The organism is Nostoc cf. commune SO-36, assembly GCF_023734775.1.
In the GTDB taxonomy this organism is placed as follows: Bacteria; Cyanobacteriota; Cyanobacteriia; order Cyanobacteriales; family Nostocaceae; genus Nostoc; species Nostoc commune_A.
Map to the genome: position 1 here is coordinate 532,458 of NZ_AP025732.1, position 25,142 is coordinate 557,599.

A 25,142-nucleotide genomic window follows, 5' to 3' on the forward strand; every position below is an offset into this window, starting at 1 on the left:
TTGTCATTTGTTTTATGACTAATGACCAATGACTAATTACAAATGTGATTTAACTTTGTTTGGGGGCGGCTCCCAGCCCAACATTCTACCTGGGAGCCAGCCCAAACAATTTGCCACACTGGAGGAGAGCTAACAAAAAGCGATCGCCCAAAGGTAGTCATCTCAACTCGATATTTAACTGTATCAACTGCATCACCCGGCTTGATTTGCGTAATCGTCACAAGGGCCTGATTTCGCTGCGGATAAGCTACCTCTACCTTTCGCGTTCCTTCCACTGTTATCTCCTCCAAGGCATTCAGGGCGAGGGTAGCAGGATCGCTACCTTGGAGAGATGAGTTTATCTTTTCTAAAGGTATAGTTTTATAATCGGAACGCTCTGAGTATGCCACAACCTCTTGAGACTGATGTATTGCTCCCATCTGCTGGGTTTGCCCATCATTAATCTCAACAATTGGTGCAGATGGCTGGTGCTGAATCATATAAACTCCAGCGCCAGTTGTGGCAAAGATACTTATTATCACAATTAAAAAGAATTTCAACTTTGCCGACATAAAAGTAAACAGGAATTTCAAATAGGTTTATTACCAATTTCGAATTCTAGATTGAACTGGATTGTACATCCTCTACCTGTGAGAAGCACTTGTATCTTAAGTAGTAGTTATGAGGAATATAAATAGCAATCCCATTTAATCTGTGAGAAACTCGTGGTAGTTTTTGCAAGTCAACGACTATAGGATTCCGATTTATTCCTGAATCACTCGTAGAGAGAGCGAACAGGGAATAGTACTGAGTTTTGTTCAAAAATCAAGTAGCAGTCCGATAAAACGAAATCGAGATATTGGCTAACCATTGAGGATAGCTGTGTATTATAGACTTCTAAGCGGTATTTAGGTTCCTAGAATATTTGTCAATTGTCAAAATCCGATTCGCAACCCCCAACCTAAATATAAACAGCCTAAAACTCTCCTACCAAGATACAATTCGATCTGACAAAAGCTGTTAAAGTCCATAAACCATTGATTTCCTAACCACCCTATGAGCATTCACGAAGTATTTATGCCGGCGCTGAGTTCCACCATGACGGAAGGCAAAATCGTCTCCTGGGTGAAATCGCCAGGGGACAAAGTGGAAAAAGGCGAAACAGTGGTGGTTGTAGAGTCAGATAAGGCAGATATGGATGTAGAAACCTTTTACGAAGGCTTTCTTGCCCATATCATAGTTGAAGCTGGTGAACTGCGCCGGTAGGATCTGCGATCGCCTTCATCGCCGAAACGGAAGCTGAAATTGAACAGGCGAAATCTCTTGCCAATTCTGGCGGCGCGGCGGCTACAACTGCCTCTTCCCCTGAACCAATCCCTCCCACAGCTACAGCCGCAACACCTGCCTTAGCGTCTCAAAACGGGTCTAACCACAAAGAAGGAAGGCTCGTAGCTTCACCCCGTGCCCGCAAGTTAGCTAAAGAACTCAAAGTAGATTTAACTACACTCCAAGGCAGTGGCCCCTACGGTCGCATTGTCGCCGAAGATGTAGAAGCATTGTCTAATAAGGGCAAACAACCCGCCCCTGCCTCAGTTGCCCCACCAGCACCTGTACCAACCAGCGCCCCAGTTGCACCCCCAGCACCTCGCACACCAGCACCCGCACCAGTAGCGGCGGTTGTTCCTGGTCAAATAGTGCCTTTAACAACCTTCCAAAATGCCGTAGTGCGGAACATGGTAGCTACCATATCCGTGCCCGTCTTCCGTGTCGGTTATACAATTACCACCGATGGATTAGACAAACTTTATAAACAAATTAAATCCAAAGGCGTGACAATGACAGCGCTACTGGCAAAAGCTGTAGCAGTGACGTTGCAAAAACACCCATTGTTAAATGCTAGCTACTCAGACCAAGGTATTGTTTATCATTCTGATATCAACATTTCTGTAGCAGTAGCGATGGATGATGGCGGATTAATTACACCTGTGCTGCAAAATGCAGACGCAGTGGATATATATTCTCTATCGCGTAATTGGAAGTCTTTGGTAGAACGTGCGAGGGCAAAACAATTACAGCCCCAAGAATATAACAGTGGTACTTTTACCCTGTCTAATTTGGGGATGTTTGGTGTCGATAAATTTGATGCGATTTTGCCACCTGGACAAGGTTCAATTTTAGCGATCGGGGCATCTCGTCCGCAAGTGGTAGCAACACCCGACGGTTTATTTGGCGTGCGGCAACAAATGCAAGTCAATATTACTTCTGACCACCGCATTATATACGGTGCCCATGCTGCGGCGTTCTTGCAAGATTTAGCAAAACTGATTGAGACAAATCCTCAATCTTTGACACTATAGTTTTGAGAAGACACCAAATTTAAGTGTTAGCGCTATCAGCGAATAGCAGTTTATCGTAGAGTAGCGCTAACAAAAAACAACCCCTAATACCAATTAAACCAATTCGCAATGGGCTACGCCCCACTACGCTAACGCAATTACGTTCTGGTAAAGCATCGTTAGCGAGTGGATTTATCCCTCGCTAAGACAATCGCTAGAATCGCTGTCAATATAGGACTTACGCAAGAGTTACGGAATAACGAACCACAGAGGCGCAGAGTACACGGAGAAATAAGAGTTTGAGAGAGATTTTGCGTAAGTCCTAAATAAATTGGCGGCGAGTGTCAAAGCAATTTATGCCAACTCAGTAACATTTTTGCAAACTGTCAACCAAATACTAAATTTATTTATCGGGATTCCCCTCTGCCTCCTGCGTCCTGCCCCCTGCCAATACTAAGGTGACTGATTTAACACCCACTTCAACCACTGCCTAAAGGAACTTATAATATTCAAACGATGGACTCCAGGCGCACGGGCAGAGGCCAGTCCATCAACGGCAACTAATGCGGCATACTGCAAGCCCAAGAAACTATCAACTGCTGCATAAGGGCCACCCAAAGTAATAGCACCCGCAGCATACATTTGACCTCTATCACTACGCATTTCTACTAGTTCAAAATTGTTCGCTACAGTCAGTCGCCCCAAGTGGTTAACTGGGAGGTGTAATGTTTTACCAAATCTGCTAGTAAGGGATTGGCATCAACCTTGGCATCCAGTCCAGTAGCATCAACAATAAAGTCAGCTAGTAATTTCATTTCCCCCAAGCTTTGTTCTCGAATATGGGTAATAGTTCGGTTTTGGGCATCTCGCTCCACATCCAGCACCTCACCGAATGTAATTTGATACCAGCCTTCGCTTAACCCTTGGGCGGTAATTTGCTGCCAGTCGTGACGGTCGGCGGTGGTAGTTCCACCCCAGTCTGCTAATAAACGTTTGCGTTCATCGGGAGTGGCTTTTTCTAACATTGCCCGGAGTTCGCCGCCCCAGCAAGCTTTGGGCCAGTTAAAGGGTTGAAATTCGTAATGATTTTTGACTAGGCGCTGGGTATTTTGAAATTTGTTACCTTGAGGTTTAGGCGATCGCATTAAATGCAAAACTGCAATATTCGGATTTCGCTTTCTGGCTTCATAAATGCGCTGCACAATCCGCGAAGCCACAATTCCCCGCCCCCGAATCAACACCGTACCACCTTGTTGCTCTAGTTGCTCATAAACATGATCGTGAGCTTCATAAGCATTAACTACAGATTGAAAATCTTGATATTTTTCCCTATAAGCTTGCAAATCTGGCAAAAATTGAATGGCTGGATATCCAGTAGCTAAATGTAAATAACGACTAACTAAAAAAGCATAATTTCCTGGGCCGCGAGAATAGGCTACGCAATATCTCCCATCATCAGTTTTGCGAATTCCCCTAACCCGTCCATAGCGATAAATTTGATTCCAGCTAATGCGCTTCGCTTCTCTATCTATGGAATCAAAGACGTTACCCGCACGCGGAGTATAAGTTTCTGCAAATGTTGGTTCAGCAAACACTTGCCACAAATACTTAAATGCTGGGTTTATTTGTCCCTTGCTGAAATCGTGCCAAGCTTCACGTAAGGCATAACTAGGCCAGCCCCAAATATTATCAGGACAAGAATCAGAATTAGAACGTAGTCTCTCATATAAGGGAATTTGCGAATTCAAACACAGGCGCTTGTAACGAGCATAAGGTTCCGCCTCTAATCCCAAAGCTATAATTTTTTCAGTAGGTACACCGCTAATTCGCAATAAATCAGCCCAAACAAAGCTACCCAATCCCGCCCCGATTGCTAGATAATCAGATTCATCTACTGGTAATCCCGTAGCATGAAGTGCTTGTACAGCGACCTTTTGTGCCTGAAACGCTAATGGCGGGAAATTACTTGCCAAAGGCGTTAGCGGCTGGACTACAGCCAACCTGGGGTCTGGGAGATTGGTATTTGGGTTGAAAAAAATTGTTGAAGGAGGGCTGGTATCTGGTGCGGGTACGTTAGCAGCAAATGTCACCGTTATTAAATAGGGGCCAATTTGCATGTATCGCCATTAGCCAAGACACTGCGCGTTTGTGGTTGACCATTAACATACACACCGTTAACGCTACCTTGGTCAATCACTACTAAATGGTCTTGTTCCCAGTCAATTAGGGCATGGTAGCGAGAAACTTCATTGCTGTTAAGCAGCATTCTAGAAACGCGCTGTCCATTAAATTCAGGAGGTAAGCGAGCGAATTCTCGACCAAAAGCGATCGGCATATTCAACCTTGGTTCTCGCCGTTCACCCGTCGCCGGATCGTCCCAATTCAATTGGATTTGTTCATTTGTCATTTGTCATTTGTCATTTGTCATTGGACATTAGTTATTTTTCTTCCCCTGCTCCCTCTGCACTCCCTAATTACTCGGTGCTACCAACACACTCACAGCCGCAGCTAAAGATGTTCCACACCAACGACAGCCAATTTGTAGATTTTCTGCTGGGGAAACTTTATGACATTTGGGGCATTCTAAGCCATAAACTCCCGGCGGTGGTGCAGGGGGTGTCGGTGAATATTGGTGATGTCCGATATGTATTGGTGGATGGGGTGGCAGCAAAATTGTTGCTGGAATGTTAGCCATCGAAACCTTAGTAACATTGAGTTTTATTTGCCCCAAAGAGATACTACTACCCTCAGTTAAAGGCATTTCACCTTGGACTAATTGCCGTCCATCGACAATGGGGGGATTTTGCGATCGCAAATTCCTGATATAAAAGCGTTGTTGCTGGTGATGAAAAAAAATTTCAACGTGCAGACCAGAGACAGTGAGATTACTCAGAACAATGTCGCACCGGAGGGGGTCACGACCGATGCGGACAGTGCCAGGATTTTGACTTGACTGTTGTTCGTAAATGTCCTGAGTTTTATGTTGACCTGCATCATGCCACTGTAAAGTTAGTGCGTTCATTAGCTACTTCAACTTCTTTCTGTGCGATTCCTAACATGATTTAGTCGGTGCAAGCAAGTATTTAGAAAAAACTTCAACAAGCTTTATTTTGCCGACGCTAATTTATCAGCAAGGCGTGTGGTTTCTGGCAGCCGATATTTAGTTGTGCAGCGTAACACATAGTCAATCGCCGTCGGTAAACTAACTCGATGACCACTGGAAATGTACAGAGGTTTTACTCCTGTGCGCGATCGCAAAACTGCCCCAATGGTTTCACCCTTATATATCAGTGGTTGTCTGCTGCCTTTTGTTTCTGGCACTTCCTCATTCTTTCCTACCAATTTTGACTTAGCTACCCCAATTGTCGGCATATCTATAAGTAGCCCTAAATGGCTAGCTATACCTAATCTGCGGGGATGAGCAATTCCTTGACCATCACATAAAATGATATCTGGTGTTGTTTTAATCTTTTCTAGAGCATCGAGGACAGCGGGAATTTCCCGAAATGAGAGGAACCCAGGAACATAGGGAAATGTTGTAGGACGGTGTGCTAGGCTTGTCTCGATTACTTGCAAATCAGGAAAACTCAGTACTACGACAGCTGCACGGCTAATTGTTCCATTAGCTTCAAAACCCATATCTACTCCAGCAACGTACTGGATAGGTTCTGGCAGTTGATCGGACGTAATTACTTGATCTCGCAGTTTTTCTTGGATAACTATGGCTTCTGCCACTGTCAAGGGCCAAGCATAATCTTGAGAAATATTCATATTTTGATTGGGAATTAAATTGATTAATATAAATATTAGTAATTTAGCAAGCAAAGAAAAGAAACAGTAATTTTTGATATTGATGCAAAAAAAGCATTTTTTGCAAAAGTCTATAAAAGACTATCTTTATACTAAATGTTTTAACTCCAGTTATTTAATATTTTGCATCATAATGTTACTTAAGGCTGTCAAAAGGGAACCCTGAGAATATAAGTTTATTTTCCCAGATTTTCTCTTTTACTGGTTATGACACAGCCAAATATTCTACAACTTGCTAAACAGGGAGATACCCAGGCAATCGCATCTCTGATGAATCGCCACCTACACCCGAAAGGGATCACTGCAAAGGTTACTTTCCAAGATGCTTGCTTGGAGGTAATGCTAGAATCTGCCGAAGTACCAAATCAACAAATTTTAGTTCCATTTATCCGTAAAGGGTTAACGGCTTTAGGGGCTGCATCTATTGAAACAGTGCAAGTTTATGGGCAACAAACGGGTAAGGAGTTTCCGGCTTGGAGTAAAGAGTTTAATTTAGGGATAGCAGAAGCTGAACTAGAAGCGGTAAATGATGAAGACTCTTCCAGTAATCCTCAACCCTTAACTATTTGTATTAACTTAAGCGGTGACAGCGCACAGGGATTAACAAGTCAAGATTTTGAAACAATTGCTAATCAAATCAGCGCTGATATTTTATCATCTTGTTATGATGTCTTTATTCAAAAAGTAAGTATTAGTAATGGAAGTTCTGTGATTACAAAGGAACGTTAGATTTTACTTACCGTGCAGATAAGTAGTCTAAAATAGAATTTTTGCCAGAAACATAATAAATTAAATGTGATTTTCAATATATAATTATCAATAATTTTTGAAAATGTTGCTTTTGCCTGTAAATAGAGAATCTTAGAGGATGTTTGAAAAGTCATATTCATGGTAGTAAAACGTTCTACAATCTTACTCAATCAGCAAAATCTCCAGATGAGTGGAAAATAGTTGTAGCTCACTGGGAAGCTGCGATCGCACTTATGAAAAGTGTGCCATCTTCTAGCCCAAATTATCTAGTGGCTCAACAAAAAATTAAAGAATATCAAAAAAATTTCGACTATGCTGAAAAAAATTCCTTTGTTAATAAGTAAAGCGATCGCACCTCAAAGTTACACTAGAAAAAGTAGTGCGATCGCAGATGCGATCAACCGTCAATTACAAGCGAACTTATTCCCCACTCCCAATTTTTAAATTATGAGTTTGAGTCTGTGTATGATTGTGAAAAATGAAGCCGCAACACTACCTAAATGCCTAAACAGTGTAAGAAAAGTGGTGGATGAAATGGTAGTATTAGACACAGGCTCAATCGATCGCACTCCCAATATTGCCCAACAACTTGGTGCAAAAGTCTATCATTTTAAATGGTGTAATGACTTCAGTGCTGCCCGTAATGCAGCTTTAAAATATGTTACTAGTGATTGGATTTTGGTATTAGATGCTGATGAAACTCTAGCACCAGCAATTGTACCGCAGTTACGAGAGGCGATCGCTACAGATGAATACCTGCTCATCAACCTCGTCCGCCAGGAAGTTGGCGCAGAACAATCTCCTTATTCTCTGGTTTCCAGGCTATTTCGCAATCATCCAGATATTCGTTTTGACCGTCCTTACCATGCCTTAGTAGATGATAGCGTGGCAGCAATTTTAACTAAAGAACCCCATTGGCAAATAGGTTATTTACCTGGAGTAGCACTTGTACACACAGGATATCAAAAAAGTGCGATCGCTCAAAATAACAAATATGCCAAAGCAGCTACGGCGATGGAAGGGTTTTTTGCGACTCATCCTGATGACCCCTATGTTTGCAGCAAATTAGGGGCATTGTATGTGGAAACTGGGAAAATTACCCAAGGTATGGAGTTGCTGAGACGAGGAATCACATTTGCTCAAGAAAACTACGATATTTTATATGAACTCCACTATCATTTAGGCATTGCCTACAGTCGGTTGCAAAAATCTCCACAGGCTATTTCTCACTATCAAGCTGCCATCAAATTGCCAATTTATCCCATGCTCAAACTAGGAGCATACAACAACTTGGGTAACTTACTCAAAGCAGCAGGAGATTTAAACGGTGCGAAAACTGCTTATACCACAGCTTTGAAAATTGACCCTACTTTTGTTTTTGGACATTATAATTTGGCGATGACATTTAAGGCTTTGGGTTTATTTGCAGATGCGATCGTATATTATCAACATGCAATCACCTTAAATCCCAACTATGCCGAAGCGTATCAAAATTTAGGGGTAGTGTTGCTCAAAATTGGCAATCATCAAGATAGTTTAGCAGCTTTTAAAAAAGCGATCGCCCTTCATGAAAGATATAATCCCGAAGAGGCGAAGAGACTGCGCCAAGGTTTGCGAGAGATGGAGTTGATGTAGGGCATAAGGCATAGGGTATGGAGGAGAATAATATCCGTCATTGCGAGTGAAGCGAAGCAATCCCAGAGACTTTGCGATTGCTTCGCTTCACACGCAATGACATCTTATATTTAGGGCTTGCCTACCTACTTAAATACATAGAACTTCAAAAAATTTAAGCTATAAACACAAAACATGGGACTGGAGTATAGTTCAATACAATTAAGTTAGCTGTATTGATTTATAGTCTCAAGACTTGCCTCCCCTAGTTCTCCCCGATTGTTACCTAATCTAAAAATATCAACCCAAAAGTTGAATCAAAACTTTTGGCGGTATCAAACTTTTTAATATTTTATGAATAAAGAGACAAACTTTTTTCGTGTATTTTGTTCATATCCGGTGGTCTTGGCAGCAATAACTGCCTTCACGGGCATAATTCTTTAAAGAATACGACAACCTAGATGCAATAAATGTTTGAAGGAGTAATACCTATGCTTGAAACCCATCTTATCCACACCGAAGCTGATTATCGTGCTGCACTTGATGAAATTGAAAGATTATTTGATGCAGAACTAAATACACCAGAGTTTGACCGCTTGGAAGTTTTAACTAGGCTTGTGAAAGCATACGAGCAAAGGTATTACCCAATCGAAGCACGAGATCCTATTGAAGCAATCTTATATTATCTTGAATCTCGTGGGTTATCTCTAGATGATATAGAGCCAATGAAACAAGCGATGTTTTACTAAAAAGCTCTGGAACTTGAACTTCGGAACACGAATCTTGAACTTCAGAACTCGGAACTTGAACTTCAGAACACGAAACTTGAACTTCAGAACACGAAACTTGAGCTTCAGAACACGAAACTTGAACTTCGGAACTCGGAACTTGAACTTCGGAACTCGGAACTTGAACTTCGGAACTCGGAACTTGAACTTCGGAACACGAAACTTGAGCATCGGAACTCGGAACTTGAGCATCGGAACACGAAACTTGAGCATCGGAACACGAAACTTGAGCATCAAAACTCGGAACTTGAGCTTTGGAACACGAAACTTCAGCTTCGGAACTCGGAACTTGAGAGTTTAAAAATGAACTCCACCCCTTCGAGTCGAAAAGGTGGAGTTAAAAAGTTGAAGAGTTGATAAATTCTCCTCACAAATGACAAATGACAACTGACAAATAACAACTAACTAAATACGCGACTTGACAAATTTCTCTAATCTATCCATTCCCTTTTCAATCGTCGCCATATCTGTGGCGTAGGAAAGGCGAATGTTGTCATCAGCGCCAAAAGCAATTCCGGGAATAACTGCAACTTGATGTTTTTCTAGCAAAGCGTCACAAAATTCTAAAGATTTTAGACCGGTTTTGCTGATATCAGGGAACAGATAAAAAGCGCCATCTGGTTTTGCGGTACTCAATCCGGGAATGGCGTTGAGTCTGTCTAACATCACCTGGCGGCGTTTGGCGAAGGCTTGGCGCATTTCTTCGACGCAATCTTGAGAACTTTGCAGCGCTGCGATCGCACCATATTGAGCAAAGGTACACACGTTAGATGTACTATGTCCTTGGATGGTACTCGCTGCTTTAATGATTTCCACTGGCCCCGCTAAATAACCGAGTCTCCACCCAGTCATAGAATAAGCCTTCGCAAACCCATTACTAATCAAAGTCCGGTCAAAAATTTCCTTCCCAAGAGAACCGATGCTGATATGTTCTGCACCGTCGTAGAGAATCTTTTCGTAAATCTCATCGGAGACGACAAAGATATCTGCATCAACTACTACTTGCGCCAGTGCTTTAATTTCATCTGGCGTGTAAACCATCCCCGTAGGATTAGATGGAGAGTTGAGGATAAATAACTTTGTCTTCGGCGTGATTGCTTTACGGAGTTGTTCGGGAGTAATTTTATAACCCGTCGTTGCATCTGTGGGCACAATTACCGAAACTCCACCGACCAAAGTCACCATTTCGGGATAACTTAGCCAGTAGGGTGCAGGGATAATTACCTCATCACCTGGATCGATCAGCGCCACCATTAAGTTGTACAGAGAATGCTTACCGCCATTGGTGACGATGACATTTTCAGACTTGTAATCAAGACCGTTATCAATTTTAAGCTTATGGGCGATCGCTTCCCTTAACTTTGGTTCTCCGGCTGCTGCACCATACTTGGTTTTGCCTTCATCCAAAGCTTTGACTGCTGCGGCTTTAATATGCGCTGGGGTATCAAAATCTGGTTCTCCAGCGCTAAAACTACAAACATCTATTCCTTCCGCCTTCAGTGCCTTAGCCTTGGCTGCGATCGCTAAGGTTAATGAAGGTGTTACCTGACTTACTCTTGCTGCCAGCTTCATTCTTACTATTTTTTGGCAAATCTTTCACTTATCTAAGGATATCTCAGAATCCCTACCAAGATTTGCTTTTCTGAATTTGTTGGGAACTGGGGAGTGGGGAGTGGGGAGTAGGGGGAGGAGCAGAGGAGAATAACTAATGCCCAATGCCAATGACTAATGACTTCGCAAAGCGGTTTGATTCTTGACTGTTAACAATGTATTGTATATAACTTGAATTTTACAGGAAACTAACTGTTTATATGCAGATTAAGAAACTTTTAATTGCGTCTTCTCTGCTAATTACTGGTATTTTTATACCTAATGCGGCCATTGCTCAAAATCGCGGTACTCCGGGGAAATTTGATTTTTATATACTGACACTTTCTTGGTCGCCGGATTATTGTGCAACAAATAGTACCCCTGATCCGCAGCAGTGCGCTTCTGCAAGGAAACTTGGTTTTGTACTACATGGTTTGTGGCCACAGTACCAAGTTGGTTATCCTGTTAATTGTTCCACGCAGAAATTACCGTTGGAAGTAAAGCGGCGGTTTCCTAATTTGTTTCCTAGCGCTAAACTTTACGATCATGAATGGGAAAAACATGGTACTTGTTCGGGGAAAACGCCTGCGGAATATTTGGCATCGAGTAAAAAATTAAAAGATGCGATCGCTATTCCCGCAGCTTACAATCGCCCTAATAAACCCTTGCGTACCACAATTACAAATTTTAAAAATTCATTTGTGAGTGCTAATAATAAAATTACTGCTGATGGTATAGCACCTTTTTGTTCTGGTTCGGGAAGATTTTTGCGAGAAGTTTTCTTTTGCCATTCCAAAAATGGTGAACCTGGAATTTGTAGCGCCGAGATTTTGAAGCGATCGCAAAAAAGTTGTGGTCAACCAGATTTTTTATTGAGAAACGTTAGATAAAAAGGGGGCATGGGGCATGGGGCATTGGGTATTGGTTATTCTCCTCTACTTCCCCTGCTCCCCTTGCTCCCTCACTTTCCCATTCCCTAAGCTATCGTCACATCCGGCGACAAATAAACATCTTGAATGGTGTGGAATAGCTTCACGCCTTCTTCAAAGGGACGTTGGAAGGTCTTTCGCCCAGAAATTAATCCTGAACCACCAGCGCGTTTGTTGATTACGGCAGTGCGTATTGCTTCAGCGAAGTCATTTTTACCAGTCGCGCCACCAGAATTAATCAACCCCACACGCCCAGAGTAACAATTTAGTACTTGGTAACGAGTTAAATCAATTGGGTGATCAGTTGTCAACTCTGTGTAAATCCGCTCATCAGTTTTGCCGTAACTCTTACCAGTAGCTTTGGCAATTGCACCGTAACCATTGTTATTTTCAGGTAACTTTTGTTTGATGATGTCGGCTTCAATCGTCACACCCAAATGATTCGCCTGTCCGGTGAGGTCAGCCGCAAGGTGGTAATCTTTATCTTGTTTAAAAGCGTTATTCCGCAGATAACACCAGAGAATCGTCGCCAAACCTAGTTCGTGAGCGCGTTTAAAAGCTTTGCTGATTTCTTGAATTTGTCTGGTAGAATGCTCTGAACCAAAGTAAATTGTCGCACCTACAGCAGCAGCCCCTAAATTCCAAGCTTGTTCCACATCAGCAAACAATACTTGGTCAAATTGATTGGGGAAAGTCAGCAATTCGTTGTGATTAATTTTGGCAATAAAGGGAATTTTATGGGCATACTTGCGCGAAACTATACCTAATGTTCCCAAAGTAGTAGCAACGGCATTGCAATCTGCGGCGATCGCTAGCTTAACAATATTTTCCGGGTCAAAGTAAATCGGATTGGGTGCAAAAGACGCACCTGCTGAGTGTTCAATCCCTTGGTCTACTGGTAAAATCGACAGATAACCTGTGTTTGCCAGACGACCGCTAGAGTAAAGTAAATGGATATTACGCAATACTTGAGGATTGCGATCGCTGTTGAGCCAGATTCGCTCTACAAAATCAGGCCCCGGTAAATGTATTAAATCTTGAGAAACCTTTGCTTTGTAGGTAAGCAGGTCTTCAGCCTCTTTACCTAGCAATGACTCAATAGAATTAGGTTCTCTGAGCGTTGTAGTCATAGCGTTTTCCTGAAAAATTGAGCAAATGACCTTTGCTTTTAAGATAGCATTTTTAACACTCCTAACCTGCTTAGGCTTGTATTAATTAGATATATATTCCTTTTGATATAAAAGCCTTAAATTATTCTTTAAAAATCGCTAAAATCAATGATTATCTGAGATATAACCATTATTTTAGCCAAGATGCACAAAGAAAGAATCGTGCTTTTGAGGGTTTTGGTGGATTGCACACTGATAATTTGATATATTTCAATTCTGATACTCATCATTTGACAACAAAAATGTCGAGAAGCAATCTTCGCAGATTCCCATTGTGGCAATAATCGTTAAAGGAACAAATACAATTCTATGAGTAAATTTCAAATCGATCTCGACTTCAGCAAAATAGATTTCACTTCCCTTGAAACAGAAGAAGATTTTCAAAGAGAGGCAAAAACATTACTACCCAAGGCACTGGTAAAACTAGGTGAAAGTGTCGGTGAGAAGACTTGGGAAGAATTACAGCAAAAACTGCAAGCATCGGGAAGTAAGCTCAAATCTTCTCCTAGTGAGAAACGTAGGTTTATGCAAGAAACAGGCAGAACTTATCAACGAAATGCTAGTAATAGAGAAAAACAAGAACTAGAAGAATATATAGTAGAGCAATTACGCCAGCACAAATAGTAAAAATCAACCTAAGCTTGATGTACTTGTATTCCAACTTCTATTTTTAGCAGTAGTTTTAGTAGGGTGTGTTAGCCCTTGGCGTAACGCACTACTTTACTAAATTGTAGTATTCAAAATCATTGTAGCCTTTACGTGTTTGATATTCGTGAACGAGTCTTTGAACTCCGTGAACGAGTCTTTTATACTCGTGAACGAGGCTTTGAACTCCGTCAGCGAGTCTTTTATACTCGTGAATGAGCCTTTTATACTCGTGAACGAGCCTTTGAACTCCGTGAACGAGTCTTTTATACTCGTGAATGAGTCTTTTATACTCGTGAACGAGTCTTTTATACTCGTGAATGAGGCTTTGAACTCCGTTAACGAGTCTTTTATACTCGTGAACGAGCCTTTGAACTCCGTTAACGAGTTTTTGAGAAGTAGTCGGACAAAAATAATTACAGTCATTGCGAGCAGAGCGAAGCAATCCCAGCCCTTGCGATTGCTTCGCTCCGCTCGTAATGACATATTTACCAAACATGATTCAAACAAACCAACGGCGAATCAACTCCACCTGGAAGCCATAGCCGTCGTCAACTTCCTCAATTAACTCACGTTGTAACAGCAAGTGGAAAGTAATATCAGCATCAGGAAACTCTTGCAATAGAGTTTGGCGGCTAACTATAGCCCCTTCCCCTTGAGCGGCAATAAAACGTAGAATAGCTTGTCCAGTAGCGTCTACTTGGTTGTTTTGAATATCAGCAAAGAAAAAGCCCCCACTTTGCAAAGCTTCTGGTATCGCTGCTTCGACATTGGCTAAGGTTGCCAATCGCCGGATAGAGGGGTCTTGCTCGTTTTTGAGTACGACAATTTCCGCACAGAGTAGTTGTACTAAGAATGGGTGACAACGGGTGAGTTGCAACACTCGCTCAACCGCGTCAGGTTCATAGCGCAGGGTAAAATCTTTGACGGGACGTTCAATTAATTGTCGTGCTTCCGCTTCTTTGAGGTAGGAGATATGCACCACTTGGACATTAATTAGATAACTAGCCCAGCGCTGATATTCTTCGATAGTATGAGAGCCAGCCAGTAACACCTTGAAGCGGGGACGATGTTGGATGAGGTGACGCAGCATTCCCAAAACATCCTGTTCATCAAAGCGACCTTTGGCTATGGCGTTGTCTAGCACCTCGAATTCATCTAACGCTAGTAAGGCGGTATTTTGTTCTAGAGCCTGTTCTACTTTATCTAGCCATTCATCGAAATAGGTGAAAGGGTCAGATTGTAGCATTTCGCGGGCTAGGGACGGTAGAGTTACACCTTGCTTTTTCGCTGACTTCTCCATATCTCTAGCCAGATTATAGAGAAAACCTGCATGGTCACTGGCTGATGAAGGTGCGCCTTGTAAGTCTACAAACATGGGGATGATGGAATTGGGTAGTAACTTTCCGATGTTGTTGAGGAGGGAAGTTTTACCCATGCGTCGCTGACCATATAGTAGCAAAGGTGGGCGACGGCGATCGCGCAGTAGTTGCTCGATGCGTGTGCCAATGTCATTACGCCCCATGAAAATTTTTTGCTCCTCAGTGAGGGGTACACCGATAATGTAAGGCGAGTCAATTTCTTGGCGCAGTTCAGTAACTTTAGCTAATTCTTCTACATAGTTGAGTATTATCTCACGCCAACTTTTGGCAATTGAACGGAAACGAAAATCATATTGTTCACCAAAGCTCGGCAAGTATTCATTCAAATGCTCTACAAAAACCCTAAGAGCTATGCGCTGATTGTGAATACCAGCATGATTAAATGCATCGTCTAAAAACTGGCTAATAAGGCTTTCACCAAATATTAGATTGCAATTAACCTGACGAATATCTTTCATATTCTTACAGCCTTCTAAACTGCGTAAATCTAGTTCAATTTGAGCAGCTTGAACAGCCCAACTTTGGGGAGTAATACTCAAGTATCCTAAGGCTGCTTCTCCTTCAACTGGGTTATGTTCAATGACAAAAAGGAGGTATTTATCCAAGCCACGCAGGTGTAAATACTGCAACTCATCCCAGAAAGCAGAGTGGTAGCGAAATAAACAAGGGCTTTTAGCATTACGTATTTTTTCTAATCTATAAAGTAGATGATTCCAAACAGTGATAAATGGAAAGAATAGAACAGTCTGCCATGAATTAATAGTTACTCCTACGCTTCTCTCCATGCTGAAATTCACTCCTATTACCACACCTATCGCCACACCTAATCCCACGCAAAAAGCTATATTTGCGATTGGTTCACCCAACACCCATAACACTAAGCCCAGCAGTAAGTTAGCTAGGATAGGTAATATAAAGTATGCCTGGATGAAAAATCTCCACAAAGCCAGATTTCGCCATCGGCCTTGTCCTAACAAGATACTCAGAGAGGAGTTTGATTCTAGATTAAGGTCAATGCGCTTAAGGTGGTTACGCCAAGCTGAGGGGCGGAAAATGAGCCAGAAAAACAGTTGCAGGCTCCCGATGATTAAGTTGGGGTGCTGTTGGGGTGCGTTGGTGTAGGCGTTGGGGGGAAGTTGTGGTGAAGTCAACGTTTCTGCACTCCTGTTTAAAACTCTATGTCATTGCGAATGCAGCGCTAGTGGAATGTTCGCCTTTGGCGTTCCCATTCGCGTAGCGTCTCCGTTAGGAGAAGGGGAGCAATCGCAAAGTCTAAGATTAAGCTAATCGGCATTTAAGTTGCATAAAAGTAAGGCTGAAGCTTTTACTACAAGCGAATCATTCTGGAAAAATGAATGATGATTAGCTTACTGTGCTTTACCTTAATGTGATCGCAATGACTATTTAGATTTATCATTGTAAGACTTCCCAATCTTCCAGAGGCACAGCAGGTTCAAAAGGATCATCATAACGGTAAGGCTGTTTGCCACGCAAAGGATACAAATTCTCTTCTTGGGGACGAGTCTGAGTTTCTAGAATGATAATTTCAACAGCTTCCCCAGCCTGAAACGGTAAATCCTCAAGAATCAAGGTTCCGTTTTTAGTTAACTTTGTTTCAATTCGGTGTGCTTTCATGGTTACTCTGCTAGTTATGAATCTAATAAATGAGTAAATGGTTTGATTTGTTGTAATCCTTCCTCACGCCAGTTATCATCATTCTCCCCTTCTTCTAAGTTAAATAATTTTTCTCTACACAGAATTTGTAACAACAGTGGCCAGCAGCAACTTTGTGTCAAAATCCACTCTACATCTTCATCAGTGAAGGCAATGGGCGAACTAGCTATCAATTCCCGCACTTCTTTCTCAGTCAATGCTCCCAGATATGCGGTGTAGCCGAAAATATTGAAAAAGGGTGAACTGTGTCCTGTGTTTCGCACCATTTCAATCGGTGATTCGGGAGTAGCCAAGACAAATGCTAGATTCCCTCCTGTATGGTTAGTTGCTAAAGACCGCAAACATTCCCAAAAGCCATCATCTAATTCTGGACAGCGTTCCAATCCAACACTAATCTCATCCAGTAAGATGACTGTGGGAAAATGCAAATTATCGCTGACTACCTGCATGAAACGATCTAAATCGCAAGGTGTAGGCACTTGCATCTTCAGTGATTCTAGGATGTACTTTAGTAAACCTTCTCGGCTTTGCATTCGTGCGTCTTGCAAGTCTACAAAAATCCAACAGTAATTTTCTGGATGCGGTAGCCAGTCAGATTTTTGAGCAGGACGCAGCTGTTCTGCTGGGGTAATGGTGATATTTCTGAGGTAGTGCAGCAGGGATGTTTTACCACTACGCTTTTTGCCAATAATGGCGGCGTTTTGTAGAGGATGGCGTTTGAGTAGATTGAAGAGGCGTTTTAATTCTTTCTCTCGTCCAAAAAAGTAACGCGGCTGGGTGATGGGTGCGCCAGTGATGAAGGGTGATGCTTCCCCGTTAGGTGGCTGAGGTTGATTTGGCTGAGTTTCTGGTTCTTTGTATGCAATGTCTTGCCACTCTAACCCCAGTTTTTTGCTAAGTTCTACAAAATTTAGATAGTCAACAGGTTTACCAGTGAGAAAGCTTTTGACTGTGGAAAGAGAAAATCCTATATCTGTAGCCAAAGACTGCTGGCTGGGATAGCCGTTAAACTGAGGTGCTGACTTTACTTTTTCAATATACTCAGGGGCTACTCGGAGCGATCGCGCCATCATTCCTCATCGAGAAACTGCTGTGAGTATATCAGGTTTTTATACTCGCTAAATAGCAAAGCTGTTGAACCATAACTTCTTGCACTCTAGAAATTATAGTCATCCTGAACTTAACGAATAATCAACTAACAACTCGTCTAATGGGTGACTATTTCTCAACTCCGTTCTCAACCAGCACCAAGTTGTAATGAGAATGTAAGGGATTAAGGGCTTTGAGAATGAAACGAGAATTGGGAATTCTGCAAATTACTTTATCACTTTGCGGAGTGATGATGTTTGGTACAGTAATTTACGCCGCTATTAATATGGTGAATGGTCAATACCAAGTTGAAATATCGCTCAATACTAAGGGACTCATTATTAAGTCAGATATTGACAAAAGGCAATGCAAACCAGTAGAAGATATTGCCCAAAAGCAGGAAAGCACAAATTTAGAGCAGAAGACAATTAATTATGAGTAAAAATCAGTAATGAGCTAGAAGTTATTGATTCTAACTCATTGTGAATGAACCTTTGAACTTCATGGTTTTTTTTACGAACCGCAAAGGACGCATTCGCGTAGCGTCTCGTAGAGAAGGACGCAAAGAAAGAGAAGAAATATGTCTATGGTAAAGCGGTGCATTAGCCTTTGGCATAACGCACTCTACCAAAACACTAAAGGAGTTAGGAATAAATAACTCCTAACTCCTAACTCTTGTACAGACGCGATTAATGGCGTCTCTAATTTTTACACCGGGCAACTCAACTCGCCGGCTTTTTGACTAAAGCGGTGATTCTCCCGATAGTCTACGGGACAATCTATCACTGCGGGTACATCTTGAGCGAGGGCTTCTTTCAAAGTGGGAATCAAATCTAAAGCCGATTCAACTCGGTAGCCTTTTAAACCCATACTTTCGGCGAATTTGACGAAATCAGGATTGCTAAAATGCACAAAAGATGAATTTCCTTTGCCAAATTGATTTTCTTGCTTCCACTCAATTAACCCATAGCCGCCATCATTGAAAATTATGGTGACAAAGGGTGTACCAACACGCAAGGCTGTTTCTAATTCTTGAGAATTCATCATAAAGCCGCCATCACCTGTTACAGCCACGACTTTGCGGTTGGGATAAACGAGTTTTGCTGCTAAAGCGCCAGGAATAGCAATACCCATAGCTGCGAAGCCGTTGGAAATTATGCAAGTATTGGGGCTATGGCAATGATAATGACGAGCCATCCACATTTTATGTGCGCCAACATCAGAAATGACGATATCATCTGGGCCCATCACTTGGCGTAAGTCATAAATTAACTTTTGCGGCTTAATGGGAAATCCGTCATCATGGGCATACTGTTCGTAATCAGCCCGAATCTCTGACCTTAAGCTAATGGCAAAAGGATCGGGTTTACCTTGTCGGTCTGCTAATTTTAAAATTTCATAGAGGGAATCTGAAATATCTCCCACGACTTCGGCGTTGGGAATATAACTACTATCAATCTCCGCCGGACTTACCCCAATATGCACAATGGGAATTTCACCATTACGATTCCATTTCTTGGGGGAAAACTCAATTAAATCATAGCCGATCGCAATTACTAAATCTGTGTTATCAAAGCCACAGGTAATAAAGTCTCTTTGCTGTAATCCCACTGACCACAAAGCTAATTGATGTGTGTAGGGAATAATGCCTTTACCCATGAAGGTATTGGCAACAGGGATATTCAGCAAGGTGGCAAATTGCGTTACTGCATCACTTGCTTGAGCGCGAATTGCCCCATTTCCGACTAAGATTAATGGGTTAACTGCTTGGGAAATTGCGGCGGCGGCTGCCCGAATGCTAGCAAAAGATGCATAAGTTTTTTCGCTATTATCCTTACGCAAAGGTTTGCCTTCGACGGGCATGGCAGCAATATTTTCTGGTAAATCGATGTGAACTGCACCAGGTTTTTCGGATTGCGATCGCTTGAATGCTTTTCGTACTACTTCTGGTGTAATACTTGGTCGCACAATCTGCTTATTCCACTTGGTAACAGGTGCAAACATTGCCACCAAATCTAAATATTGGTGGGATTCAATATGCATTCTATCTGTTCCTACTTGACCGGTAATCGCCACTAAGGGCGCACCATCGAGGTTAGCATCTGCTACCCCAGTCATCAAGTTGGTTGCCCCAGGGCCAAGGGTAGAAAGACACACTCCGGCTTTTCCTGTTAGGCGTCCATAAACATCGGCCATGAATGCTGCACCTTGTTCATGACGAGTCGTAATAAATTTAATCGAAGAATGTTTTAACGCTTCCAAAACGTGCAGGTTTTCTTCACCAGGAAGTCCAAAAATGTATTGCACTCCTTCATTTTCTAGGCACTGCACCAATAATTCTGCTGTATTCATTTTATTTCCTAACTTACTGACGATAAATATTGGGGCTTGGGCATTGGGCATTGGGCATTGGTAATTTAAGTTTTATTTGCATTACCTATGCCCTATTCCCCATGCCCCATGCGCTACCCATAATCATTTAACCCACACGGTTTTAACATTGACAAACTCATGTATACCTTGGATACTCAATTCTCTGCCATATCCAGAACGCTTGATGCCACCAAAGGGCAACCGAGGATCGGATTTGACCATACTGTTGATAAACACGGCACCTGCTTCAATTTCCTCAACCAAGCGATCGCTCTCTTGGTCGTTGGTTGTCCAAGCACTTGCACCTAATCCAAAGGGTGAGTCATTAGCGAGTTTAACGGCAGCATCGATATTTGGAACCCGGAATAACAAGGCTACTGGGCCAAAGAATTCTTCTTTGGCAATTGGTGTGTCGGTGGGGATGTCTACGATAATCGTTGGCGGATAAAAGTTTCCAGGACGATCTGATAAAGGATGTCCACCGGTGAGGACTTTACCACCACTGCTAATAGCATTTTGCACTTGTTGATCTAAATCCTGGAGAATACCAGGTGTTGCCAGGGGGCCTAAATCGGTATCCGGTTGCATAGGATCGCCTACTTTTAGCGCCTCAAATTTTTCTAAAAGCAATTTTTCAAATTTATCTGCGATCGCATCTGCGACAATAAAACGTTTCGCTGCAATACATGATTGCCCGTTATTTAACATCCGCGCTGTAGTAGCTGTGACAACTGCTGTCTCTAAGTCAGCACTTTCTAACACAATAAACGGGTCACTTCCTCCTAATTCCAAAACTGTTTTTTTGATTTGTTTCCCGGCAGCGACAGCGAGGGATGCACCTGCTGGTTCGCTTCCGGTCAAGGTGGCAGCTTTTACGCGGTCATCAGCCATTAAATCGGCAACTTTGGCAGCGCCTATTAATAGAGTTTGAAACGCACCTTTAGGAAAACCTGCTCGTCGGATAATATCTTCAATTGCCAAGGCGCACTGCGGCACGTTGGAAGCGTGTTTGAGTAAGCCGACATTTCCCGCCATTAGTGCTGGTGCAGCAAAGCGGAACACTTGCCAGAAGGGAAAATTCCACGGCATCACCGCGAGAATTGCACCCATTGGTTGATAACGTACAAAACTCTGGCTGGCATCAGTTTTTACACTGACATCAGCTAGAAAACTAGGGGCGTGTTCGGCATAGTAGCGACAGACGGCGGCGCATTTTTCGACTTCTGCGATCGCAGCTTTAAATGGCTTACCCATTTCTAGAGTCATCAACTTCGCAAATTCTGCTTTGTCTTGCTCTAATATATCAGCAGCCTTTTGTAGCCAGTGCGATCGCTCAGAGAAACTAGTCTGACGATACTTTTCAAAAGTCTGATTAGCCAAATCGAGTTTAGCAACAATCTCTTCATCATTGAGCGCCTCAAAGGTTTTGAGCGTCTCCCCAGTGGCGGGATTAATGGTGGCGATCGCCATTACCTGACCTCCCGTTAAATAAATAGCTTCAAGTAGGCTTCCTAGTGTTATACATATAATTTGAGGAAGCTACCACCCAAATTCTAGTCTTTTAGCTAAGAATTAGTTGCTTAGTATTACAACTTCGCAATTTTATTTTAAATAAAATATACAACCTAACTACGTATTTATCTTGATATATTTGTCATTAGTCATTGGTCATTAATTATTCTTTTCCCCCTGCCCCCTACTCCCTGCCAAATCGCTAAAAATTAATGATTGGAGCAACGATTGTTAGCACTGGCTGCAATTTTGTCTGATAAATCTTAACTAATCGCTCAATACCTTTGAAACGATAATCTCCCATTTCTTGGAAGTCTGAGGGTTGTGAAAGCATTTTATGGGTGGCTTGACTAATCACACATTCACTAGGGGGACAAACTGCTTCCATACGAGCAGCAAGATTAATTGTCGCGCCTAATGCCGTATAATCGACCCTTTGGGAACTACCGACATCTCCCACCACAGCTTTACCGCTATTAATCGCAATGCGTAATTGCAGAGGTTCGTGCCAAAAACCATTGGCATTCAGATGTTCGAGACGAGTAAGCATTCCCTTGGCAGCAGTAACAGCGCGATCGGCGTGATCTGTTTGCGCTTCTGGAGCGCCAAAAAATGCCATAATACAATCGCCAATATACTTATCTAAAGTGCCGCCACAAGTAAAAACTTCTTTTAGCATCTCTTCAAATAAATTATTTAATAGTTGAGCGATCGCAGTTGGTGTTAATCTTTCAGAAATTGCCGTAAAGCCAACTAAATCTGCAAACAAAATACTGATTTCGCTCTCGGTGGGAGCTAAACGACCACCCGGTAATCCGCCTACAGAGATCAACTGCTGTACAACTGCTGGAGAATGATAACGTTCTAGTCGGTGACGAATCATTTCTTCAGTTTTAAGTTTTTCTACCAATAACCAACGTTGCACACTAGAAGCCACAAGGTTTGCTAAAGCTGAAAAAAAGCTCAATTCTTCCTCGCCTTCATTTGCCCAATGGTAAGAAGAAAGATTGGCATCGGCATACAGTACGCCCACAACTTTATTCTCATCCCATAAAGGCACTGCCATCGCGCTGCGAATGCCTTTGACCAAAATACTCTGTTCACTAGCAAACCGTTCATCCTGTTGGGTATCGGCTGTTTGAATGACGACTTTTTCCTCAAATACCTTTTGACAGATACTACGACTAATCCAACTACCATCAGAGGGAAGATGTTTCTGTTGGGAAACGTTTCTAGTGGCGGCATTCATTAGTTCCAACTGGCCGCAACCATTGACATCAATTAATAATGCCAAGCGTTCGATACTATCAAGGTAACGAAAAACTACTTGCTGGACTTGAGAAAAAATCTCTTCTATGGATGCTGCCGCACAGAGATTTTTCGCTATGTCTACTAAGTCTTTGAGACGGGCGATGGTTTGGTCTTTATTGCTGATGTTCCCATCCTTACTATCAGCTGCAATCCATTGCTGTTGTAATTGTTCAACATTGTGAAGGATTGTTCTTTGCTCATTAATATCCGAAATTCCGGGATACTCCGGTTGGGAAACAGGATTTGTGATCAATACTACCAGGCTAACATTGCCTAGCCAAAGGATATCGCCGTGATATAACTCTTGGGGAGAGTTAACAAGATATTTATTAACCTGCGTCCCGTTTTTGCTGCCAAGATCCTCAATAGTCCACACACCTTCAGCCGTTTTCACCAGGCGAGCATGGTTGCGGGATACTCCAGCAAAAGGTAAGTACAAGTTACATTCCGGCAAACGACCAATTGTAAATACATTTTGGTCAACTGCGATCGTTGTCTCGGTATCTCCCTCTTGTAGGCGTAGCGTGAGTTCAGTCATGAGTGTGATAGATCCATCGAAGCTAGAGGTCAAGCAACTCTAAGGTAAGTTATACCCTACAGGTTAACCTTCACCTTTTCTTTATGACACTGTTAACTGCATTCCGACAACTGTATGTTACATATATTACATCAAAGGAGGTAATTATGCTGGAGCGATCGCGTCTGGAGCATCGCCTGAAAATATAATATGTTGGATTGGCGATAACATTCAAACTCACTAAAGCCGAGCGTCCAGATTTTTGAACGCTCCTCACCCGCTACTCAAAAACGGGCTGAAAGTGCTTGAAATCTAGTTAGGTGGTAATTCCAAACTCATCTCACCCAATAACCCCTTGCGAAAATCTGTTAAAAGTTGCCTTGCAGCTCGCTCTATATCACCTTTGTAACGATGCTCTGCTAAGGCGTGTAAATAGGTATCTCCGGTGTCTGATGTCGAATCGAGTTGGTAACGGGACTGCAATGGTTTCTTTGGTAATAAATCTGCGGCTACTGCTTCCAAATAGTTGAGTAAATCCACTAAGGCTGCTGCTACTAGCTGATTATCGTAAGATGCTTCACCGATATCATCACAAATGGCTAATTTCAATGCTGCATCTTGGTCTTCCAATCTTAAAGGGATGACACCAGGAGCATCTAGCAATTCCAAATGTTCGGAAATTCGCACCCAGCGCAATTGGCGAGTCACCCCAGGACGCGCTGCACTTTCCACGACTCGCTTTCCCAACAGGCGGTTAATCAAAGCCGATTTACCGACATTAGGAAAACCAATCACCACAGCCCGGACTGGACGAGGTAACATCCCGCGATCGCTTCTTCTTTGATTGAGTTCTACTCCAGCAGCTTGCGCTGCCCGTGCCACTTCTGCTATACCTTTACCATGTTGAGCGTTGGTAAAATAAGGGACTTCTCCTTGACGTTTAAACCAATCTATCCATAGCGATCGCATTTGCGGCGTAATCATATCTACTCGGTTCAGTATCAACACCCGTGCCTTACCCTCCACCCACTCACCTATTTGGGGATGGTGAGTCGCTAAAGGAATCCGGGCGTCTCGTACTTCAAACACCACATCTACCCGCTTCAGCTGTTCTTTGAGCTTCCTTTCAGCTTTCGCAATGTGACCTGGATACCATTGAATCAGGTTTAATCTATAGTTTTGAGTTATAGCCATAATCAATTACCAAATAAATTATTATCACTTATTAATTATCATTCACTGAGTCTTGATGTAGAATTAGACGGTTGCCATCAGGGTCATAGGCATAAATTTCTCTGCCGTGGGAAGCAATGGAAATGTCTCCTGGTCGAGGATAGCCCAAAGTAGTTAGGTGAGCGATCGCATCTTCTAAGTTACTCACCTCTAAACACAAACTTATCTTACTTTTGGTATACACAGATTCGCAAAGCGTATCGTCAAGAAGTTGCTTGTTCTTGGATCTGGCTTCAAATTCCGACTCGTTTGTCTTCTTTGGTTTAAAAATACCTAATCGCGTACTACCTAAATTAAACTCAGCATAGACATTCGGAATCAAAATAACTGGCTTTTCCTCTAGCAATTTAGTATAGAAATTTACTAACTTATCAAAATTAACCGATGCTATGGTGATAAATGCGTTAGTGTACTGGAAAACCATATTTGCCTATTGTCTTT

At 42.4% G+C, this 25,142-nt stretch carries 20 protein-coding genes and 2 pseudogenes; 8 read left to right on the forward strand and 14 right to left on the reverse strand.

Going from position 1 to position 25,142, the window contains the following annotated elements; all coding sequences use genetic code 11:
- Positions 1 to 32: 32 nt before the first annotated feature.
- The gene (locus tag ANSO36C_RS02435; protein ID WP_251958232.1) at positions 33 to 551 is read right to left on the reverse strand and encodes a hypothetical protein; all 519 of its coding nucleotides are present in this window, start codon (positions 549 to 551) and stop codon (positions 33 to 35) included.
- A gap of 484 nt (positions 552 to 1,035) precedes the next feature.
- Between ANSO36C_RS02435 and ANSO36C_RS02440 the strand changes: the two are divergent.
- Positions 1,036 to 2,336, forward strand: a pseudogene (locus tag ANSO36C_RS02440) (dihydrolipoamide acetyltransferase family protein).
- Positions 2,337 to 2,768: 432 nt separating this feature from the next.
- Here ANSO36C_RS02440 and ANSO36C_RS02445 read toward each other — a convergent pair.
- From ANSO36C_RS02445 to nfi, 3 genes and pseudogenes are all read right to left on the reverse strand, one after another.
- Positions 2,769 to 4,722: pseudogene (locus ANSO36C_RS02445) on the reverse strand (FHA domain-containing protein).
- Positions 4,723 to 4,785: 63 nt separating this feature from the next.
- Positions 4,786 to 5,337 carry an FHA domain-containing protein gene (locus ANSO36C_RS02450; protein WP_251958233.1) on the reverse strand — a complete coding sequence of 184 codons (552 nt, stop codon included), beginning with the start codon at positions 5,335 to 5,337 and terminating at the stop codon, positions 4,786 to 4,788.
- Positions 5,338 to 5,420: 83 nt separating this feature from the next.
- The gene (nfi, locus tag ANSO36C_RS02455; protein ID WP_251958234.1) at positions 5,421 to 6,086 is read right to left on the reverse strand and encodes a deoxyribonuclease V; all 666 of its coding nucleotides are present in this window, start codon (positions 6,084 to 6,086) and stop codon (positions 5,421 to 5,423) included.
- 246 nt (positions 6,087 to 6,332) lie between these two features.
- Here nfi and ANSO36C_RS02460 point away from each other — a divergent pair, with 246 nt between their 5' ends.
- The 4 genes from ANSO36C_RS02460 (at position 6,333) to ANSO36C_RS02475 (ending at position 9,238) form a co-directional block, all read left to right on the forward strand.
- A complete protein-coding gene (locus ANSO36C_RS02460) occupies positions 6,333 to 6,854 on the forward strand; it encodes a hypothetical protein (protein ID WP_251958235.1) in 522 nt (173 codons plus the stop codon).
- Positions 6,855 to 6,997: 143 nt separating this feature from the next.
- Positions 6,998 to 7,219, forward strand: a complete 222-nt coding sequence (locus tag ANSO36C_RS02465; RefSeq protein ID WP_251958236.1) for a hypothetical protein — start codon at positions 6,998 to 7,000, stop codon at positions 7,217 to 7,219.
- A gap of 103 nt (positions 7,220 to 7,322) precedes the next feature.
- Complete coding sequence (locus ANSO36C_RS02470) at positions 7,323 to 8,510, forward strand: glycosyltransferase (RefSeq protein WP_251958237.1); 1,188 nt, start codon at positions 7,323 to 7,325, stop codon at positions 8,508 to 8,510.
- Positions 8,511 to 8,980: 470 nt separating this feature from the next.
- Complete coding sequence (locus tag ANSO36C_RS02475) at positions 8,981 to 9,238, forward strand: helix-turn-helix domain-containing protein (protein ID WP_251958238.1); 258 nt, start codon at positions 8,981 to 8,983, stop codon at positions 9,236 to 9,238.
- 444 nt (positions 9,239 to 9,682) lie between these two features.
- Here the strand turns inward: ANSO36C_RS02475 and ANSO36C_RS02480 are convergent, their stop codons facing one another.
- On the reverse strand, positions 9,683 to 10,849 hold the full coding sequence (locus ANSO36C_RS02480; protein WP_251958239.1) for a pyridoxal phosphate-dependent aminotransferase: 1,167 nt from the start codon (positions 10,847 to 10,849) through the stop codon (positions 9,683 to 9,685).
- Positions 10,850 to 11,088: 239 nt separating this feature from the next.
- On the opposite strand from ANSO36C_RS02480, the gene ANSO36C_RS02485 reads away from it, so the two are divergent.
- Positions 11,089 to 11,757: a ribonuclease T2 family protein gene (locus tag ANSO36C_RS02485; protein ID WP_251958240.1), complete on the forward strand. Its 669-nt coding sequence runs from the start codon at positions 11,089 to 11,091 to the stop codon at positions 11,755 to 11,757.
- A gap of 86 nt (positions 11,758 to 11,843) precedes the next feature.
- Here the strand turns inward: ANSO36C_RS02485 and ANSO36C_RS02490 are convergent, their stop codons facing one another.
- Positions 11,844 to 12,926: a class I fructose-bisphosphate aldolase gene (locus ANSO36C_RS02490; RefSeq protein WP_251958241.1), complete on the reverse strand. Its 1,083-nt coding sequence runs from the start codon at positions 12,924 to 12,926 to the stop codon at positions 11,844 to 11,846.
- Positions 12,927 to 13,274: 348 nt separating this feature from the next.
- Between ANSO36C_RS02490 and ANSO36C_RS02495 the strand changes: the two genes are divergently transcribed.
- Positions 13,275 to 13,589 carry a hypothetical protein gene (locus ANSO36C_RS02495; protein WP_251958242.1) on the forward strand — a complete coding sequence of 105 codons (315 nt, stop codon included), beginning with the start codon at positions 13,275 to 13,277 and terminating at the stop codon, positions 13,587 to 13,589.
- A gap of 523 nt (positions 13,590 to 14,112) precedes the next feature.
- Here the strand turns inward: ANSO36C_RS02495 and ANSO36C_RS02500 are convergent.
- From ANSO36C_RS02500 to ANSO36C_RS02510, 3 genes are all read right to left on the reverse strand, one after another.
- Positions 14,113 to 16,143, reverse strand: coding sequence for an nSTAND1 domain-containing NTPase (locus ANSO36C_RS02500; RefSeq protein WP_251958243.1), 2,031 nt, complete (start codon positions 16,141 to 16,143; stop codon positions 14,113 to 14,115).
- 262 nt (positions 16,144 to 16,405) lie between these two features.
- The gene (locus ANSO36C_RS02505) at positions 16,406 to 16,627 is read right to left on the reverse strand and encodes a hypothetical protein (RefSeq protein ID WP_251958244.1); all 222 of its coding nucleotides are present in this window, start codon (positions 16,625 to 16,627) and stop codon (positions 16,406 to 16,408) included.
- Positions 16,628 to 16,641: 14 nt separating this feature from the next.
- On the reverse strand, positions 16,642 to 17,739 hold the full coding sequence (locus ANSO36C_RS02510) for an ATP-binding protein (protein WP_251958245.1): 1,098 nt from the start codon (positions 17,737 to 17,739) through the stop codon (positions 16,642 to 16,644).
- Between the two features lie 215 nt (positions 17,740 to 17,954).
- On the opposite strand from ANSO36C_RS02510, the gene ANSO36C_RS02515 reads away from it, so the two are divergent.
- Positions 17,955 to 18,197 carry a hypothetical protein gene (locus ANSO36C_RS02515; protein WP_251958246.1) on the forward strand — a complete coding sequence of 81 codons (243 nt, stop codon included), beginning with the start codon at positions 17,955 to 17,957 and terminating at the stop codon, positions 18,195 to 18,197.
- A gap of 266 nt (positions 18,198 to 18,463) precedes the next feature.
- Here the strand turns inward: ANSO36C_RS02515 and ANSO36C_RS02520 are convergent, their stop codons facing one another.
- The 5 genes from ANSO36C_RS02520 to ANSO36C_RS02540 form a co-directional block, all read right to left on the reverse strand.
- Complete coding sequence (locus tag ANSO36C_RS02520; protein ID WP_251960232.1) at positions 18,464 to 20,107, reverse strand: acetolactate synthase large subunit; 1,644 nt, start codon at positions 20,105 to 20,107, stop codon at positions 18,464 to 18,466.
- Between the two features lie 123 nt (positions 20,108 to 20,230).
- Positions 20,231 to 21,598, reverse strand: a complete 1,368-nt coding sequence (locus tag ANSO36C_RS02525; protein ID WP_251958247.1) for an NAD-dependent succinate-semialdehyde dehydrogenase — start codon at positions 21,596 to 21,598, stop codon at positions 20,231 to 20,233.
- Between the two features lie 244 nt (positions 21,599 to 21,842).
- Positions 21,843 to 23,489 carry an adenylate/guanylate cyclase domain-containing protein gene (locus ANSO36C_RS02530; protein WP_251958248.1) on the reverse strand — a complete coding sequence of 549 codons (1,647 nt, stop codon included), beginning with the start codon at positions 23,487 to 23,489 and terminating at the stop codon, positions 21,843 to 21,845.
- Between the two features lie 291 nt (positions 23,490 to 23,780).
- Complete coding sequence (gene ylqF, locus ANSO36C_RS02535) at positions 23,781 to 24,662, reverse strand: ribosome biogenesis GTPase YlqF (RefSeq protein WP_251958249.1); 882 nt, start codon at positions 24,660 to 24,662, stop codon at positions 23,781 to 23,783.
- A gap of 31 nt (positions 24,663 to 24,693) precedes the next feature.
- The gene (locus ANSO36C_RS02540; RefSeq protein ID WP_251958250.1) at positions 24,694 to 25,125 is read right to left on the reverse strand and encodes a VOC family protein; all 432 of its coding nucleotides are present in this window, start codon (positions 25,123 to 25,125) and stop codon (positions 24,694 to 24,696) included.
- Positions 25,126 to 25,142: the final 17 nt, after the last annotated feature.

Bases quoted from the DNA above. Each gene is read 5' to 3' on its own strand.
- ANSO36C_RS02490 (WP_251958241.1), bottom strand. From the start codon at position 12,926: ATGACTACAACGCTCAGAGAACCTAATTCTATTGAGTCATTGCTAGGT.
- ANSO36C_RS02540 (WP_251958250.1), bottom strand. From the start codon at position 25,125: ATGGTTTTCCAGTACACTAACGCATTTATCACCATAGCATCGGTTAAT.
- ANSO36C_RS02505 (WP_251958244.1), bottom strand. From the start codon at position 16,627: ATGAAAGCACACCGAATTGAAACAAAGTTAACTAAAAACGGAACCTTG.
- ylqF (WP_251958249.1), bottom strand. From the start codon at position 24,662: ATGGCTATAACTCAAAACTATAGATTAAACCTGATTCAATGGTATCCA.
- ANSO36C_RS02515 (WP_251958246.1), top strand. From the start codon at position 17,955: ATGAAACGAGAATTGGGAATTCTGCAAATTACTTTATCACTTTGCGGA.
- ANSO36C_RS02495 (WP_251958242.1), top strand. From the start codon at position 13,275: ATGAGTAAATTTCAAATCGATCTCGACTTCAGCAAAATAGATTTCACT.
- ANSO36C_RS02520 (WP_251960232.1), bottom strand. From the start codon at position 20,107: ATGAATACAGCAGAATTATTGGTGCAGTGCCTAGAAAATGAAGGAGTG.
- ANSO36C_RS02470 (WP_251958237.1), top strand. From the start codon at position 7,323: ATGAGTTTGAGTCTGTGTATGATTGTGAAAAATGAAGCCGCAACACTA.
- nfi (WP_251958234.1), bottom strand. From the start codon at position 6,086: ATGAATATTTCTCAAGATTATGCTTGGCCCTTGACAGTGGCAGAAGCC.
- ANSO36C_RS02435 (WP_251958232.1), bottom strand. From the start codon at position 551: ATGTCGGCAAAGTTGAAATTCTTTTTAATTGTGATAATAAGTATCTTT.
- ANSO36C_RS02525 (WP_251958247.1), bottom strand. From the start codon at position 21,598: ATGGCGATCGCCACCATTAATCCCGCCACTGGGGAGACGCTCAAAACC.
- ANSO36C_RS02510 (WP_251958245.1), bottom strand. From the start codon at position 17,739: ATGATGGCGCGATCGCTCCGAGTAGCCCCTGAGTATATTGAAAAAGTA.
- ANSO36C_RS02475 (WP_251958238.1), top strand. From the start codon at position 8,981: ATGCTTGAAACCCATCTTATCCACACCGAAGCTGATTATCGTGCTGCA.
- ANSO36C_RS02485 (WP_251958240.1), top strand. From the start codon at position 11,089: ATGCAGATTAAGAAACTTTTAATTGCGTCTTCTCTGCTAATTACTGGT.
- ANSO36C_RS02530 (WP_251958248.1), bottom strand. From the start codon at position 23,489: ATGACTGAACTCACGCTACGCCTACAAGAGGGAGATACCGAGACAACG.
- ANSO36C_RS02460 (WP_251958235.1), top strand. From the start codon at position 6,333: ATGACACAGCCAAATATTCTACAACTTGCTAAACAGGGAGATACCCAG.
- ANSO36C_RS02450 (WP_251958233.1), bottom strand. From the start codon at position 5,337: ATGAACGCACTAACTTTACAGTGGCATGATGCAGGTCAACATAAAACT.
- ANSO36C_RS02480 (WP_251958239.1), bottom strand. From the start codon at position 10,849: ATGAAGCTGGCAGCAAGAGTAAGTCAGGTAACACCTTCATTAACCTTA.